The 16,421-nt window shown below is 43.2% G+C and carries 10 protein-coding genes and 2 pseudogenes; 9 read left to right on the top strand and 3 right to left on the bottom strand.

The window, feature by feature from the left end:
• Position 1 precedes the first annotated feature (1 nt).
• The 7 genes from purH (at position 2) to purB (ending at position 7,237) form a co-directional block, all read left to right on the top strand.
• Positions 2–1,549 (top strand): bifunctional phosphoribosylaminoimidazolecarboxamide formyltransferase/IMP cyclohydrolase, encoded by a 1,548-nt coding sequence (purH, locus tag M1R56_RS02685; RefSeq protein ID WP_248034511.1) that lies wholly within the window; start codon positions 2–4, stop codon positions 1,547–1,549.
• 121 nt (positions 1,550–1,670) lie between these two features.
• Positions 1,671–2,936, top strand: coding sequence for a phosphoribosylamine--glycine ligase (gene purD / locus M1R56_RS02680; RefSeq protein WP_248034510.1), 1,266 nt, complete (start codon positions 1,671–1,673; stop codon positions 2,934–2,936).
• A gap of 191 nt (positions 2,937–3,127) precedes the next feature.
• Positions 3,128–3,616 carry a 5-(carboxyamino)imidazole ribonucleotide mutase gene (gene purE, locus M1R56_RS02675; protein ID WP_070800205.1) on the top strand — a complete coding sequence of 163 codons (489 nt, stop codon included), beginning with the start codon at positions 3,128–3,130 and terminating at the stop codon, positions 3,614–3,616.
• The gene (purK, locus tag M1R56_RS02670; RefSeq protein ID WP_248034509.1) at positions 3,603–4,694 is read left to right on the top strand and encodes a 5-(carboxyamino)imidazole ribonucleotide synthase; all 1,092 of its coding nucleotides are present in this window, start codon (positions 3,603–3,605) and stop codon (positions 4,692–4,694) included. The genes purE and purK overlap by 14 nt, the downstream gene beginning before the upstream one ends.
• Positions 4,695–5,645 carry a 2-dehydropantoate 2-reductase N-terminal domain-containing protein gene (locus tag M1R56_RS02665; protein ID WP_248034508.1) on the top strand — a complete coding sequence of 317 codons (951 nt, stop codon included), beginning with the start codon at positions 4,695–4,697 and terminating at the stop codon, positions 5,643–5,645.
• An 8-nt stretch (positions 5,646–5,653) separates the two neighbouring features.
• On the top strand, positions 5,654–5,881 hold the full coding sequence (locus tag M1R56_RS02660; RefSeq protein WP_248034507.1) for a phosphoribosylaminoimidazole carboxylase: 228 nt from the start codon (positions 5,654–5,656) through the stop codon (positions 5,879–5,881).
• A gap of 57 nt (positions 5,882–5,938) precedes the next feature.
• On the top strand, positions 5,939–7,237 hold the full coding sequence (gene purB, locus M1R56_RS02655) for an adenylosuccinate lyase (RefSeq protein WP_248034506.1): 1,299 nt from the start codon (positions 5,939–5,941) through the stop codon (positions 7,235–7,237).
• A gap of 98 nt (positions 7,238–7,335) precedes the next feature.
• Here the strand turns inward: purB and M1R56_RS02650 are convergent.
• The 3 genes and pseudogenes from M1R56_RS02650 to M1R56_RS02640 all read right to left on the bottom strand — a co-directional run.
• Positions 7,336–8,892, bottom strand: a pseudogene (locus tag M1R56_RS02650) (G5 domain-containing protein); the annotation flags it as partial.
• A 78-nt stretch (positions 8,893–8,970) separates the two neighbouring features.
• Positions 8,971–12,822: pseudogene (locus M1R56_RS02645) on the bottom strand (family 20 glycosylhydrolase); the annotation flags it as partial.
• A gap of 271 nt (positions 12,823–13,093) precedes the next feature.
• Positions 13,094–13,810, bottom strand: a complete 717-nt coding sequence (locus M1R56_RS02640) for a GntR family transcriptional regulator (RefSeq protein WP_045762517.1) — start codon at positions 13,808–13,810, stop codon at positions 13,094–13,096.
• Positions 13,811–14,134: 324 nt separating this feature from the next.
• On the opposite strand from M1R56_RS02640, the gene M1R56_RS02635 reads away from it, so the two are divergent.
• Together M1R56_RS02635 and M1R56_RS02630 are read left to right on the top strand one after the other, a co-directional pair.
• Complete coding sequence (locus M1R56_RS02635) at positions 14,135–15,922, top strand: beta-galactosidase family protein (RefSeq protein WP_248034505.1); 1,788 nt, start codon at positions 14,135–14,137, stop codon at positions 15,920–15,922.
• Positions 15,919–16,395 carry a PTS system mannose/fructose/N-acetylgalactosamine-transporter subunit IIB gene (locus M1R56_RS02630; RefSeq protein ID WP_045762519.1) on the top strand — a complete coding sequence of 159 codons (477 nt, stop codon included), beginning with the start codon at positions 15,919–15,921 and terminating at the stop codon, positions 16,393–16,395. The genes M1R56_RS02635 and M1R56_RS02630 overlap by 4 nt, the downstream gene beginning before the upstream one ends.
• The last annotated feature ends 26 nt before the right edge of the window (positions 16,396–16,421 follow it).

Below are 16,421 nucleotides of genomic sequence, written 5' to 3'. Positions count from 1 at the left end.
AATGACGAAAAAGGCCTTAATCAGCGTCTCAGATAAAGCGGGCATTGTTGAATTTGCCCAAGAACTTAAAAAACTTGGTTGGGATATCATCTCAACTGGTGGTACTAAAGTTGCCCTTGACAATGCTGGGGTGGACACCATTGCCATCGACGATGTGACTGGCTTCCCAGAAATGATGGACGGTCGTGTGAAGACTCTCCACCCAAATATCCACGGAGGACTTCTTGCTCGTCGTGACTTGGATAGTCACTTGGAAGCGGCTAAGGACAACAAGATTGAGCTCATTGACCTTGTGGTGGTAAATCTTTACCCATTTAAGGAAACCATCCTTAAACCAGACGTGACTTATGCGGATGCCGTTGAAAACATAGATATCGGTGGTCCATCAATGCTTCGTTCAGCAGCGAAGAACCACGCTAGCGTCACAGTCGTGGTAGACCCTGCTGACTATGCTGTTGTTCTTGACGAATTGGCAGCAAACGGCGAAACCTCTTATGAAACTCGCCAACGTTTGGCAGCCAAAGTATTCCGCCACACAGCAGCTTATGACGCCTTGATTGCAGAGTATTTCACAGCTCAAGTGGGTGAAGAAAAACCTGAAAAACTAACTCTGACCTATGACCTTAAACAACCAATGCGTTACGGTGAAAATCCTCAACAAGATGCCGATTTCTATCAAAAAGCCTTGCCAACGGATTACTCCATTGCATCAGCCAAACAGCTCAACGGTAAAGAATTGTCATTCAATAATATCCGTGATGCTGACGCTGCCATCCGTATCATCCGTGATTTCAAAGACCGTCCAACCGTTGTGGCTTTGAAACACATGAACCCGTGCGGGATTGGTCAAGCTGACGATATCGAGACTGCTTGGGACTACGCTTATGAGTCTGACCCAGTGTCTATCTTTGGTGGGATTGTCGTTCTCAACCGTGAGGTAGATGCTGCGACAGCTGAGAAGATGCACGGTGTTTTCCTTGAAATCATCATTGCACCAAGCTATACAGATGCTGCGCTAGCTATTTTGACTAACAAAAAGAAAAACTTGCGCATTCTTGCCTTGCCATTTGATGCCCAAGACGCTAGTGAAGTGGAAGCAGAATACACAGGTGTTGTCGGTGGACTCCTCGTTCAAAACCAAGACGTGATCAAAGAAAGCCCAGCTGACTGGCAAGTGGTAACCAAACGCCAACCAACTGAGACAGAAGCGACTGCCCTTGAGTTTGCTTGGAAAGCTATCAAGTATGTCAAATCAAACGGTATCATCGTAACTAACGACCACATGACATTGGGCGTTGGCCCTGGTCAAACTAACCGCGTGGCTTCCGTCCGTATTGCCATTGACCAAGCTAAAGATCGCCTTGACGGTGCTGTCCTTGCTTCGGATGCCTTCTTCCCATTTGCGGATAACGTGGAAGAAATCGCTAAAGCAGGTATCAAGGCCATCATCCAGCCAGGGGGGTCAGTCCGTGACCAAGAGTCTATCGAAGCTGCTGATAAATACGGCTTGACCATGGTCTTTACAGGCGTGAGACATTTTAGACATTAAGAAAATGAAAGGGAAGAAAACAGTTTCTTTCCTTTTTTTGCTTTAAAAGCGAAACGAAACAAGATTAAAACGAACGTTTATGGTATAATATTAGTAAATAATTCGCAAAAGAGGTTGAAAGATGAAGCTGTTAGTTGTCGGCTCGGGTGGTCGTGAACATGCCATTGCTAAGAAGTTGCTTGAGTCAAAAGACGTTGAAAAAGTCTTTGTAGCTCCTGGGAATGACGGGATGACTCTGGATGGTCTGGAATTGGTGGATATCTCTATTTCCGAACATTCTAAATTGATTGAGTTTGCAAAAACCAACGATATTGCTTGGTCCTTCATTGGTCCAGATGATGCCCTTGCTGCTGGAATCGTGGATGATTTCAATGCAGCTGGTCTCAAAGCCTTTGGTCCGACAAGATTGGCAGCGGAGCTGGAGTGGTCCAAGGATTTTGCTAAGGAAATCATGGTCAAGTACGGCGTTCCGACAGCAGCCTATGGGACCTTCTCAGATTTCGAGGAAGCCAAGGCCTATATCGAAGAAAAAGGCGCTCCAATCGTCGTCAAGGCAGATGGTTTGGCCCTTGGGAAAGGTGTCGTCGTTGCTGAGACAGTTGAGCAAGCAGTAGAAGCCGCTCACGAGATGCTTCTGGACAATAAATTCGGCGACTCAGGTGCGCGTGTGGTTATCGAGGAGTTTCTTGAAGGTGAGGAATTCTCTCTCTTTGCCTTTGTTAATGGGGGCAAGTTCTACATCATGCCAACGGCTCAGGATCACAAACGTGCCTATGATGGCGATAAGGGTCCTAACACGGGTGGTATGGGTGCCTATGCGCCAGTTCCTCACTTACCAGAGAGCGTGGTTGACACAGCGGTTGACACTATTGTCAAGCCAGTCCTTGAGGGGATGATCCAAGAAGGGCGTCCTTATCTGGGTGTTCTTTATGCGGGGCTTATCCTGACAGCTGATGGACCTAAGGTTATCGAGTTCAACGCTCGTTTCGGAGATCCAGAAACGCAAATCATCTTGCCTCGCTTGACATCAGATTTTGCACAAAATATCACGGACATTTTGGATGGCAAAGAGCCAGCAATTACTTGGATGGATAAGGGTGTGACACTAGGCGTTGTTGTAGCCTCAAACGGATACCCACTCGCTTATGAGAAGGGGGTCAAACTTCCAGCCAAGACAGAGGGTGACATCATCACTTACTATGCCGGTGCCAAATTCGCTGAAAATGGACAAGACCTCCTCTCAAACGGAGGACGTGTCTACATGCTGGTCACCACAGCAGATACTGTCAAAGACGGCCAAAACATTATCTACAACCAACTCAACAAACAAAACACAGAAGGCCTCTTCTATCGAAACGATATCGGTAGCAAGGCCATAAAAGATTAACAGATATTATAGTTGTCATGGCGAGCGAAAGCGAGCTAGTATAGGATAATCGTCGCAGTAGTGGAACTCCTAGTAGCAAAGCTACTAGGAGCGGAAAACTGGAGACCTAGGCTCCAGTTTTAGTAATGGAACGCCCTAGGCGGTCGCTTACGTCCGCACTACATTAGACGATTATTAAAAAAGGAGAAGAAATGAAACCAGTAATTTCCATCATTATGGGCTCAAAATCCGACTGGGCAACCATGCAAAAAACCGCTGAAGTTCTCGACAACTTCGGTGTCGCTTACGAAAAGAAAGTTGTTTCCGCACATCGGACGCCTGACCTCATGTTCAAACACGCCGAAGAAGCACGTAGCCGTGGCATCAAGGTCATCATCGCAGGTGCAGGTGGCGCGGCTCACTTGCCAGGGATGGTAGCAGCCAAGACTACACTTCCAATCATCGGTGTTCCTGTCAAATCACGTGCTCTTAGCGGTGTGGATTCGCTCTATTCCATCGTTCAGATGCCAGGTGGAGTACCTGTCGCAACCATGGCGATTGGTGAAGCAGGTGCGACAAACGCTGCTCTCTTTGCCCTTCGTCTTCTTTCAGTAGAGGACCAGGCTATTGCGACAGCGTTAGCGGATTTTGCAGAAGAACAAGGAAAAATTGCAGAGGAGTCTACAAATGAGCTCAACTAAAACCATTGGCATCATTGGTGGTGGCCAGCTGGGTCAGATGATGGCGATCTCGGCTATCTACATGGGACACAAGGTTATTGCGTTGGATCCAGCAGCTGATTGCCCCGCCTCCCGTGTGGCAGAAATTATCGTGGCCCCATACGACGACGTAGATGCTCTACGTCAGTTGGCAGATCGCTGTGATGTTCTCACTTATGAATTTGAAAATGTCGACGCTGACGGCCTTGACGCTGTTATTAAAGAAGGACAGCTCCCACAAGGAACCGACCTGCTTCGCATCTCCCAAAACCGAATCTTTGAGAAGGACTTTCTTTCCAACAAGGCACAAGTCACTGTGGCCCCTTATAAGGTCGTAACTTCTAGCAAAGACTTGGCAGATATCGACCTGTCTAAAAACTATGTCCTCAAGACAGCGACTGGTGGTTACGACGGCCATGGTCAAAAGGTTATTCGTTCAGAAGCAGACCTGGAAGAAGCCTATGTGCTGGCTGATTCTGCAGACTGCGTTTTAGAAGAATTTGTCAACTTCGACCTTGAAATTTCTGTCATCGTGTCAGGTAATGGCAAGGACGTGACAGTCTTCCCAGTTCAGGAAAATATCCACCGCAACAACATTCTTTCAAAAACAATTGTACCTGCTCGCATTTCAGAAAGTCTAGCTGAAAAAGCCAAAGCTATGGCAGTACGAATTGCAGAACAGCTGAACCTTTTTGGAACTCTTTGCGTGGAAATGTTTGCGACAGAAGATGACATCATTGTCAACGAAATCGCTCCACGTCCCCACAATTCAGGGCACTACTCAATTGAAGTCTGCGACTTCTCCCAGTTTGACACCCATATCTTGGGTGTTCTCGGAGCACCACTTCCTGCTATTCACCTCCATGCGCCTGCAGTCATGCTCAATGTTCTTGGCCAACACGTCGAAGCTGCTGAAATATATGTGACAGAAAATCCAAGCGCTCACCTCCACTTATATGGTAAACTAGAAGCAAAGCACAACCGCAAAATGGGACATGTGACTTTGTTTAGTGATGTGCCGGATAAGGTTGAGGAATTTGGGAAAGGAATTGATTTTTAAGTGAAAATAGCAATCCTAGGACTTGGAGTCATCGGGACTACTTATGCCTACGCCTTTCAAAAAGCAGGCCATCGAGTGGAACACGTATTGAGAGATAGTAAGAAAAGCACTGCTCCGAAGGAGTTGTCGGTTGATCTACTAGATGGTCGCTATCATTCCAAAGGTGAAAACAAACACGACACCTATGAGGTTCATGTGGCGGAAGCTGATTCGGCATACGATTTTATTTTTCTGAGTGTGCGTCATGGGCTTGTCAAAGAAGCTGTGGAAACCTTGCGAAAAAACAATATCAAAGGCACCCTTGTTTTCTTCTGTAATTTCTGGGATACTCGAAAAGAGGTCCAAAAGTGGGCAGGGGATTACGACTATATTTTGGCCTTTCCGACAGCGGGTGGTCACATGCAGGGGAACCATTTGGATGGTGTCTTGTTCGACCATTTAATGCTAGAAGGTGAGCAAAAAGCACACATTTCTAACTATGCTGATCTGACGGCTTTACTAGTTTCTGCAGATTTGAAGTGGGAAGTGCCTCATGATATGGTCGAGTGGATTTGGATTCACATGGCGATTAACGCAGGTGTCACTTCGACAGCTGCTCGTTCGGGAAATCTGGAAAATCCAGAAGAATTGGCTTTGAACTTGATGAATAGTTCTTCGGAATTATCATTGGCTATCAAGGCCATTCGAGAAGCTTTGAAAGTTGTAGAAGCGCGTGGAGTGAATTTGAAGCTTTACAAAGCAGAACTATTGCCATACAAAATTCCCGCTTGGATAGCCGGCAAGGCCATGAAAGTCATGTTTGCGAAAAATGAGCTGACCCGAAAAATCATGACCTTGCACAATGATAAACAGGACATCTTCTATTGTTGTCAAAGTGTCTATCAGACCGGTCAGGAATTAGGTGTGAAGATGCCTATTCTGGAAGCAAATATGAAGGGCATTTCGATTTAGGAGGTTTTATGATTCAACTCATCGTCAACGCATTTGTTGAAAAAGATAAGACTGGAGCAGTCGTCGAAGTCTTGTATGCTAGTAGTGATCACGAAAAGGTGAAAGCTAAGTATGAAGAGCTAGTTGCACAATATCCTGAAAACTATTTAGCTATCTATGATGTCCCACTGGATACGGATTTGAATACACTCGATCACTATCCATCTGTGTGGATTGGGAAAGAAGAATTTGACTAAAGTGATTGCCGCTTGCTAACTGATGTGAAACATCAAAAGAAAGGAAAAATAAACAACATGATTGAAAGATATAGTCGCCCTGAAATGGCGAACATTTGGAGTGAAGAAAATAAATACCGTGCTTGGCTTGAGGTGGAAATCTTGGCTGACGAGGCATGGGCTGAGTTGGGGGAAATCCCTAAGGAAGATGTGGCTTTGATTCGTGAAAAAGCGGACTTTGACATCGACCGTATTTTGGAGATCGAGCAGGAGACTCGTCACGATGTGGTGGCCTTCACACGTGCGGTTTCTGAGACTCTTGGTGAAGAGCGTAAGTGGGTCCACTATGGTTTGACTTCTACCGACGTGGTGGATACTGCCTATGGTTACCTCTACAAACAAGCCAACGACATCATCCGCAAGGATCTTGAAAACTTCACTAACATCATCGCTGACAAGGCTAAGGAGCACAAGTTCACTATCATGATGGGTCGTACCCACGGTGTGCACGCTGAGCCGACAACTTTTGGTCTTAAATTGGCAACTTGGTATAGCGAAATGAAACGCAACATCGAGCGTTTCGAGCATGCGGCTGCTGGTGTTGAGGCTGGTAAAATTTCTGGTGCAGTTGGGAACTTTGCCAATATCCCACCATTCGTTGAAAAATACGTCTGCGACAAATTGGGTATCCGTGCTCAAGAAATCTCTACACAGGTCCTTCCTCGTGACCTTCACGCTGAGTACTTTGCAGTTCTTGCTAGCATCGCAACTTCTATCGAGCGTATGGCGACTGAAATCCGTGGTCTGCAAAAATCTGAACAACGTGAAGTGGAAGAGTTCTTTGCTAAAGGTCAAAAAGGTTCTTCAGCAATGCCTCACAAACGTAACCCTATCGGTTCTGAAAATATGACAGGTCTTGCGCGTGTTATCCGTGGTCACATGATTACGGCCTATGAGAATGTTGCTCTCTGGCACGAGCGTGATATCTCTCACTCGTCTGCTGAGCGTATCATCACACCAGATACGACCATCTTGATTGACTACATGCTCAACCGTTTTGGAAATATTGTTAAGAACTTGACGGTTTTCCCTGAAAACATGATTCGCAACATGAACTCTACATTTGGTCTTATCTTCAGTCAACGTGCGATGCTTACCTTGATTGAAAAAGGCATGACTCGTGAGCAAGCTTACGATCTTGTTCAACCAAAGACTGCCCAATCATGGGATAACCAAGTCGACTTCAAACCACTTCTTGAAGCAGACCCAGAAGTAACTTCACGCCTCACTCAAGAAGAAATCGACGAAATCTTCAACCCAACTTACTACACCAAACGAGTGGATGATATCTTTGACCGCCTCGGACTCGGTGACTAATATGCTGTGATAGATTCACAAGTAAAACAGTACTTATATTCAACACAAAAAAGCGAGACTTAAGTCCCGCTTTTTATCTTATATCAAAAGATTCATCTTTAATCTTTTTTCTTGCTAAGTCCGTAAGCTGTGAGAGCTGACATAAGGCCAGTAGCAATTAACCATTCTGAACCTTGAGTTCCTGTCTCAGGCAGTTTTTTCTCTTTTGCTACAGGAGCTGGACCTTGAGGAAGAGCTTTGTTTTCCTCAGCAGGAACAGTTGCTGGAGCTGGCTCGCTTGGGATTTCTAGTGTTGGTTTTTCTTCGGCGATAGCAGCTTGCCCATGTTCATCACCAACATGAGTGACAGGGTTCCCCACTTCAATCACTTGAGCGACAGGTTCTTGCGCTACGACACTTGTAACCAATGTTCTAACTTCAGTTCCGTCTGCAGCCGTAGTTACAGAATAGAAATGACTACGACGACCGTTTACACCTTCAGTCACGATACGAGATTGTCCTTTAGGTAATTGATTAGTTTCACGAGTGATGGTTGTAAATGGAATTTCTTCATTTTGGATGTCAACTCTTGGTTTGTTTTCAGCAATAGTAGCTTGTCCTTTTTCATCACCAAGGTGAGTGACAGGGTTGCCAACTTCGATCACTTGAGCGACTGGTTCTTGAGCGACAACACTAGTAACCAATGTTTTAACTTCAGATCCATTCGTAGCAGTAGTCACAGAGTAGAAATGGCTACGACGACCGTTTACACCTTCAGTCACGATACGAGATTGTCCTTTAGGTAATTGATTAGTTTCGCGAGTGATGGTTGTGAATGGAATTTCTTCATTTTGGATGTCAACTCTCGGTTTGTTTTCAGCGATAGTAGCTTGTCCTTTTTCATCACCAAGGTGAGTAACAGGGTTCCCCACCTCTACCACTTGGGTGATAGTTTCTAGGCTTACTTCACTGCTTACTAGAGTCTTAACTTCAGATCCATCCGTCGCCGTAGTCACAGAATAGAAATGTGTACGACGACCGTTCACACCTTCAGTCACGATACGAGATTGTCCTTTAGGCAGTTGGTCTGTTTCGCGAGTAATAGTTGTAAATGGAATGTCTTCAGTTTGGACATCTAGTTTAGGAAGTTCCTCAGTTGTAGCTGCTTGCCTCTTTTCATCGCCAAGGTGAGTGACAGGGTTCCCCACCTCTACCACTTGGGTGATAGGTTCTAGGCTTACTTCACTGCTAACTAGAGTCTTAACTTCAGTTCCATCCGTAGCTGTAGTTACAGAGTAGAAGTAGTTGCGACGACCGTTTACACCTTCAGTCACGATACGAGATTGCCCCTTAGGCAACTGATCGGTTTCACGAGTAATAGTTGTAAATGGAATGTCTTCAGTTTGGACATCAAGTTTAGGAAGTTCCTCAGTTGTAGCTGCTTGCCCCTTTTCATCACCAAGGTGAGTGACAGGGTTCCCTACTTCCACCACTTGAGTGATAGGTTCTAGGCTTACTTCGCTGCTTACTAGAGTTTTAACTTCAGTTCCGTCCGCAGCCGTATTTACAGAATAGAAGTAGCTGCGACGACCGTTCACACCTTCAGTCACGATACGAGATTGTCCCTTAGGCAACTGATCGGTTTCACGAGTAATAGTTGTAAATGGAATGTCTTCAGTTTGGACATCTAGCTTAGGAAGTTCCTCAGTTGTAGCTGCTTGCCCTTTTTCATCACCAAGGTGAGTGACAGGGTTCCCAACTTCAATCACTTGAGCGACAGGTTCTTGCGCCACGACACTTGTAACCAATGTTCTAACTTCAGTTCCGTCCGCACCCGTAGTTACAGAATAGAAGTAGCTGCGACGACCGTTTACACCTTCAGTCACGATACGAGATTGTCCCTTAGGCAATGCATCAGTTTCACTAGTGATGGTTGTAAATGGAATTTCTTCATTTTGGATGTCAACTCTTGGTTTGTTTTCAGCAATAGTAGCTTGTCCTTTTTCATCACCAAGGTGAGTGACAGGGTTCCCCACCTCTACCACTTGGGTGATAGGTTCTAGGCTTACTTCACTGCTTACTAGAGTCTTAACTTCAGATCCATCCGCAACAGTAGTCACAGAGTAGAAATGGCTACGACGACCGTTCACACCTTCAGTCACGATACGAGATTGTCCCTTAGGCAACTGATCAGTTTCACGAGTAATAGTTGTAAATGAAATGTCTTCAGTTTGGACATCTAGTTTAGGAAGTTCATCAGTTGTAGCTGCTTGCCCTTTTTCATCACCAAGGTGAGTGACAGGATTACCAACTTCTACCACTTGAGTGATAGATTCTTTTGTGACTTTGTCTTCAAGAACTGTTTCGGTTTCCTTACCATTTTCAGTAGTAACTGAGACGTAGATTGTACGTTCTCCTTTGACACCGACAGTGATGACTTTTTCTTGTCCTGCTGGGAGGTTAGGATTGTCTTTCTTAACGATTTCAAAAGGAATTTCTTCTGTCTTAACGAGAAGCTCTGGTCGGTTTTCAACAGCAGCAGGAGCTTCGCTTTCATCAAGACTTCCTGAGTGAGTTGCGGCTGGCTTAAGCCCTAGTCTAGCTGCTTTAAGATTAGCTACGAGGGCATCCAACTCAGCTTGTTTACTACGGTTAAGATTGTAGTTCAGAGCATCTTTAGCAGCTTTGAGAGCGTCGAGGCTTTCTGTGCTATATCCTTCTAAGTTTTCAGGGATTTGAGCAAGTTCTTCGCGTAGTGCTTTGTAGTCAGCACGGAAGTAGTCTTTGTTGTGATCTGCAAAAGCAGTCATAAGTTCAAAGATTTCTTCTTCCTTATATTCTGCGCTTGGTCTATCAGCCCAGATAGCTAGCATACTACCAATAGTAGGTAGGTCAACTTCAGGGTATTTAGTTGAAGCTAGCTGGTTAAATGGAGTTTTTTCAGTATTTTCAATAGCTTTCTTGAGGAAGCCACCACCATCTTCTGGTTTTTGACCGAGAATGTAGTACCAGTCTCCATTCGTGTTAAGGAATTTGTACCCCTTACTTGCTAGGTATTGAGGAGATGCAAGGTTGTAACCCCACCATCCTTTAGACCAGTAAGAGATGATAACATCTTTATCAAACTCAACATCATCCTTGTCTTCATAGTAGAAGCCGTCGTTAAAGGCCATTGGTTGAAGACCTTTTTCTTTAGCCATGGCAGCTAAGCTATTAGCGTATTCAGCAAATTTACCGTAGAGGCCGTACCACTTGAGGTAGTACCAACCTTGAGCGTTGGTAGCATCATTGGCATACTCATCTGTACCATAGTTAAAGATCTTAGTTTTACCTGCAAAGAAGTCCATGTACTTGCCGATAAGAGCTTTTGTAAAGTTCATTGCTTCTTCGTTTTCAAGGTCCATGGTTGTTTTTGAAACCTTGTCAAAGTTAGCTTGAGGGTTTGCGATGCCCAATTTTTCCATAGCGACAAGCATAGCATCCATGTGACCTGGGCTATTGATAGCTGGGATGAGTCCAATACCTTTGTCCTTAGCATACTGGATAAGTTCAGTAATTTCAGCTTGGTTCAAAGTTGTTCCGTTTGGATCATCGTAGTAAGATTTTGTTCCTTCAATGATGGCATTTTTCACATCGTCACTTGCATAGGTCTTACCGTTTGCAGTGATAGTCATGTCATCAAGTAGGAAGCGAAGTCCATCATTTCCAAGGAGGAGATGGATGTCAGAGTAGCCAAGTTCGCTAGCCTTGTCAACGATACGTTTAAGTTGGTCTAGTGTGAAGTATTTACGACCAGCATCGATAGAGATAACCTTGTTCTTAGCTAGTTTTTCAACTTCGCGTTTAGCGTCCTCTTCTTTTTGAGCTTCTGGAGTGAAGGTCAAGTTGCTAACAGCTTCCTGGAGTTTTGCGATCGCTTGATCAATAGTATCTTGTTGAGCACGGCTGAGGTTGCCATCAAGAGAACGAATGGCTTTTTCAGCTTCTTTAACGGCTGCAATACTTTCTGCTGTGTAGCGAGTAAGGTCTGTTGGAACTTCTTTCAGAGCTTGTTCCGCAGACTCGTAGTCAGCAGCGAAATATTCCGCATTTGAATTTGCGAATTGGCGCATGAGCTTGAATAGACGAGATGGAGAGTAGCGGGCAGATGGAGTATCAGCCCAAGCAGCTACCATACCACCGATGATAGGGATATCAGCTCCTTCTGTTTTTGGTACAGAAGTAATTGGTGTGCTCTTAATACCATTCAATCCTTGATCAAGGTTGTACCAACCTTGTCCATCAGCATTACGGCCGAGAACGTAGTACCAAGCATCGTTAGTGTTGAGGATTTCGTGCCCTTTTTCAACTAGTAGTTTAGAAGAAGCGACATCGTAACCACCCCAGCCACCAGTCCACATAGACACGATGATATCTTTATCAAAGGTACCAAAACTTGTATCACTATTATAGTAGATACCGTCGTTGAAGGCCATTGGTTTAAGACCATGAGATTTAACGATACGAGCTAGGTCGTTAGCGTAGGCGATGAATTTGTCATAACCCTTGTCTGGAAATCCATCTTCTGGATACCATTTATAGGCTTGAAGAACGCTCCATCCTTTGGCATCAGTAGCATCATTAGCGTACTCATCCAAACCGATATTGAAGATTTCAGACTTGCCAGCAAAGTAAGCTGCGTATTTATCAATCAAGGCCTTTGTAAAGGCCACAGCCTTTTCGTTGTCAAGGTCAACAGTACGTTCTGATTCTTTGCCAAAGTAGTTGAAGTTAGGTTTTTCAATACCAAGTTCTTTCATGGCATTGAGGATAGCATCCATGTGACCAGGACTGTTAACTGTTGGGATAAGGCCGATACCTTTATCTTTAGCATAGTTAATCAAGTCGGTCATTTGGCTTTCAGTTAGGTGATTACCATTTGGATCGTTGTAGTAGGCATTAGTTCCGTTTTCGACAGCACGTTTGACATCATCGCTGGCATAAGTCTTGTCACCAACAGTTAGAGACATATCGTCAAGCATAAAGCGCAAGCCATCATTTCCAACCAAAAGGTGAAGATCAGTATAGCCATAGTGTTTTGCCTTGTCGATGATTTCTTTCAGTTGATCTGGAGAGAAGTATTTACGTCCGGCATCAATAGAAACGATTTTCTTTTTAGCGAGTTTTTCATTGACTTGAGCTGCTCGCTCTGTTGCGACTACAGGAGCTTCAACTTTAGCAACTTCTTTGTTTTCTACCTTTTCTGATTCTGGCTGCTTAGCTTCTTCAGTTACTTCTGGTTTTGCTGGAGTTTCTTCGGTTGTAACAGTTTTTTCTACGACAGGTGCAGGAGTAGCTTCAACTTTTGGTGCTTCAGTGTTTGTTACAGGTGTCACTGGAGCTGCAGGAGCTACGGCTTCTGGTGTAGGACTAGTTTCAAGTTTTTCTTCGCTGGCCTGTGGAGACGATTCTCCTGCGGCTTGGATAGTAGGTTGATTCTCTGTTGTAGTAGGTACGACTCCATCAGCGGCAACAGCTTGCGCATGAAAGGCAAAGCCGATCAAGACAGAAGCTGCCCCGATTGCGTATTTACGAATAGAGAAACGCTGTTTATTTTCTGGTTTCATTAAATAACCTCCTAATTTATTGTTTTGGTAGCGTTTTCATAAACTGATTCCATTGTATTATCTGAATCTAGTAAAGTCAAGTATTTTAATAAAATACCTATAAAAAATATAAGAAGTTATTTAATTTGAACTGCTTTTCAATTTTTGCTCTGTTTTTAGTAAAATTTCTCCAAATTATAGTTTAAAGCCATTTGATATTTCCTACTAAAAGCTGGCGTGCTATAATGAAAAACAGAAAAGCCTGAAACAATTGTCTCAGACTTTTTAATGTTTAGTGATCGCGATCACATGAGATAAATTTAATCTTATAGAAATCAGAACGTTTGTAAGTTTCAATGTATTCCAACACTTGGCCAGTTGACTCAAGTTTAGTTGTCTTGGTTTGGAGAACAGTTGGGAACTGAGAGTCGATTCCTAGGATAGAAGCAGCATGTTCTGGAGTTGGAAATACAATTTCATTGATTTCTTCAAAATGCTCGTCATTCATGTGAATGTGGTAGTCCAATTTGAAACGATTATAGATAGAACTATAGTATTCAAGATTTGGATAGTTTGCATTGATGTATTGTTCAGGGATATAAGATGTGTGGTAGATATAAGTAACACCGTTAGATTCACGGATACGTTCGATTTTGTAATAAAATTGATCGCCACGCAATCCCAATTTTTCTAAGTAGTTAAGATCGTTACCGCGTTCAATGGAAAGAACAGTGACTTTATCGTCCTTGGTTTCAAAAATTTCTACATCAGAAAATTCTACGAGTTTGTGCTTGCGAGCGCGAGCCACAAAGGTTCCCTTTCCTTGTTGGCGGACAATATAGCCGTCTTTAGCAAGGTCGTTTAAGGCGCGAACAACAGTGATTGAACTTACGTCATACATTGCAATCAATTCTGCTTCAGTGTAGAACTTGTCGCCACTTGCAAATTGACCTGAAATGATTTTGTTTTTCAATTCATCTTTGATATATTGATACTTTGGAATTGCCATATTTTCACCTCATTTTTTTCTTCTCCATCTTCGATTTTATCATAAATGGTTTGGAAATGATAGTAAATAATGTAAAAAAATAAAATAATATTCTAAGTGATTGACTTACATATTATTTGAGGTTATAAACTTATATATTTATGCTATCTGGATCGAAAATATTTAAGAAAAAAATTTTTTTACAAGAATTTTAGAAAACAATTCAGTAAAAAAAAGAAAAATTTTAAATAATTTTCGAAAAATCTATTGACAAGATGGATTCATTAGTTTATCATTTAATATAACAACAAATGAAAGCGCAAACGAAAAGTATGAGGTGGTAAAATGACAAGGTTTAAAATTGAGGATGATTTTTACCTAGATGGGAAACCATTCAAAATTTTATCGGGTGCCATTCATTATTTTAGAATTCCTGAAGAAGACTGGTATCATTCATTGTACAATCTCAAGGCTTTAGGTTTTAACACTGTTGAAACCTACGTCGCTTGGAATTTACATGAGCCAACTGAGGGAAACTTCAATTTTGAAGGCAATCTTGATATTGAAAAATTTCTTCAGACAGCTCAGGACTTAGGCTTGTATGCTATTGTTCGACCATCTCCCTTTATCTGTGCAGAGTGGGAATTCGGTGGTTTACCAGCTTGGCTTTTAAATAAAGACATGCGAATCCGTTCCTCTGATCCAGCCTTTATAGAAATGGTAGGACGCTACTATGATCATTTACTTCCACGTCTTGTTTCAAGATTGTTGGATAATGGTGGTAACATCCTCATGATGCAGGTTGAAAATGAGTACGGTTCATACGGTGAGGACAAAACCTACTTGCGTGAGATTCGCCGATTGATGGAAGAACGTTCAGTGACTTGTCCGCTCTTTACATCTGATGGTCCATGGCGAGCAACTCTGAAAGCTGGTACCTTGATTGAAGATAATCTCTTTGTGACAGGGAACTTTGGTTCAAAAGCAAACTTTAACTTCTCGCAAATGCAAGAGTTCTTTGATGAGTATGGCAAGAAATGGCCACTCATGTGTATGGAATTCTGGGATGGATGGTTTAACCGATGGAAAGAACCAGTCATCACGCGTGAGCCAGAGGAGTTAGCAGAAGCCGTACATGAGGTGCTGGAGCAAGGCTCTATCAACCTTTACATGTTCCACGGTGGAACCAACTTTGGATTTATGAATGGTTGTTCAGCTCGAGGAACTATTGATTTACCACAAGTAACATCTTATGATTATGACGCTCTCCTTAATGAAGCTGGGAATCCAACTGCTAAATACATGGCAGTTAAGGAAATGATGGCGACTTACTATCCTGAGTATCCACAATTAGAACCGCTTTACAAAGAGAGCATGGAAGTTGAAAACATTCCACTGGTCGAGAAAGTTTCTCTTTTCGAAACCTTGGATAGCCTGACAAGTCCAACTGAAAGTCTCTATCCTAAGAAAATGGAAGAGTTGGGACAAAGCTACGGCTACCTTCTCTATCGTACAGAAGCTAGTTGGGACGCAGAGGAAGAACGCATCCGCATCATTGATGGACGCGATAGAGCTCAGCTGTTCGTAGATGGGAAATGGGTCGCAACTCAGTACCAAACTGAAATTGGAGAAGATATCTTCTATCAAGGAGAAAAGAAAGCGCTCTCTAGATTTGACATCCTTATTGAAAACATGGGACGTGTCAATTACGGGCATAAGTTCCTAGCAGATACACAACGAAAAGGAATTCGTACTGGTGTCTGCAAAGACCTACACTTTATGCTTAACTGGGAACACTATCCGCTTCCACTTGATAATCCTGAAAAGATTGATTTTTCAAAAGGATGGACAGAAGGACAACCTGCCTTTTACGCCTTTGACTTTGAAGTCAAGGAGCCGAAGGACACCTACTTAGAACTATCTGAGTTTGGCAAAGGGATTGCCTATGTCAATGGCCGTAATCTAGGACGTTTCTGGAATGTTGGTCCAACCTTATCGCTTTATATTCCGCACAGCTATCTCAAAGAAGGTGCTAACCGCATCATTATCTTTGAAACTGAAGGGGAGTATAAAGATCACATACACTTAACTCGTAAACCTACACTAAAACACATAAAGGGGGAAAACTTATGACAATTGTAGGATGCCGTATCGATGGACGTTTGATCCACGGACAAGTAGCCAATCTTTGGTCTGCTAAACTTAATGTTTCACGTATCATGGTCGTTGACAATGAAGTTGTTAACAACGATGTTGAAAAGAGCGGATTGAAACTTGCAACACCACCAGGTGTAAAACTTAGCATTTTGCCAGTTGAAAAAGCTGCAGCCAATATCCTTGCTGGAAAATATGATAGCCAACGTCTTTTGATTGTAGCACGCAAACCTGACCGTTTCCTTGGTTTGGTAGAAGCAGGTGTGCCACTTGAAACTGTCAATGTCGGCAACATGTCTCAAACACCAGAAACACGTTCTATCACACGTTCAATCAACGTTGTAGATAAAGATGTAGAAGATTTCCACAAATTGGCGGAAAAAGGTGTTAAACTTACTGCTCAAATGGTTCCAAATGATCCAGTTTCAGACTTTTTGAGCTTATTAAAATAGGAAAAAATTTTTAGGAGGTCATTGTT

This window comes from Streptococcus sp. oral taxon 431 (assembly GCF_023115445.1).
Taxonomy (GTDB): Bacteria; Bacillota; Bacilli; order Lactobacillales; family Streptococcaceae; genus Streptococcus.
The sequence above is the reverse complement of the archived record's forward strand: the minus strand, read 5'-3'. Positions and strand labels throughout refer to the sequence as shown.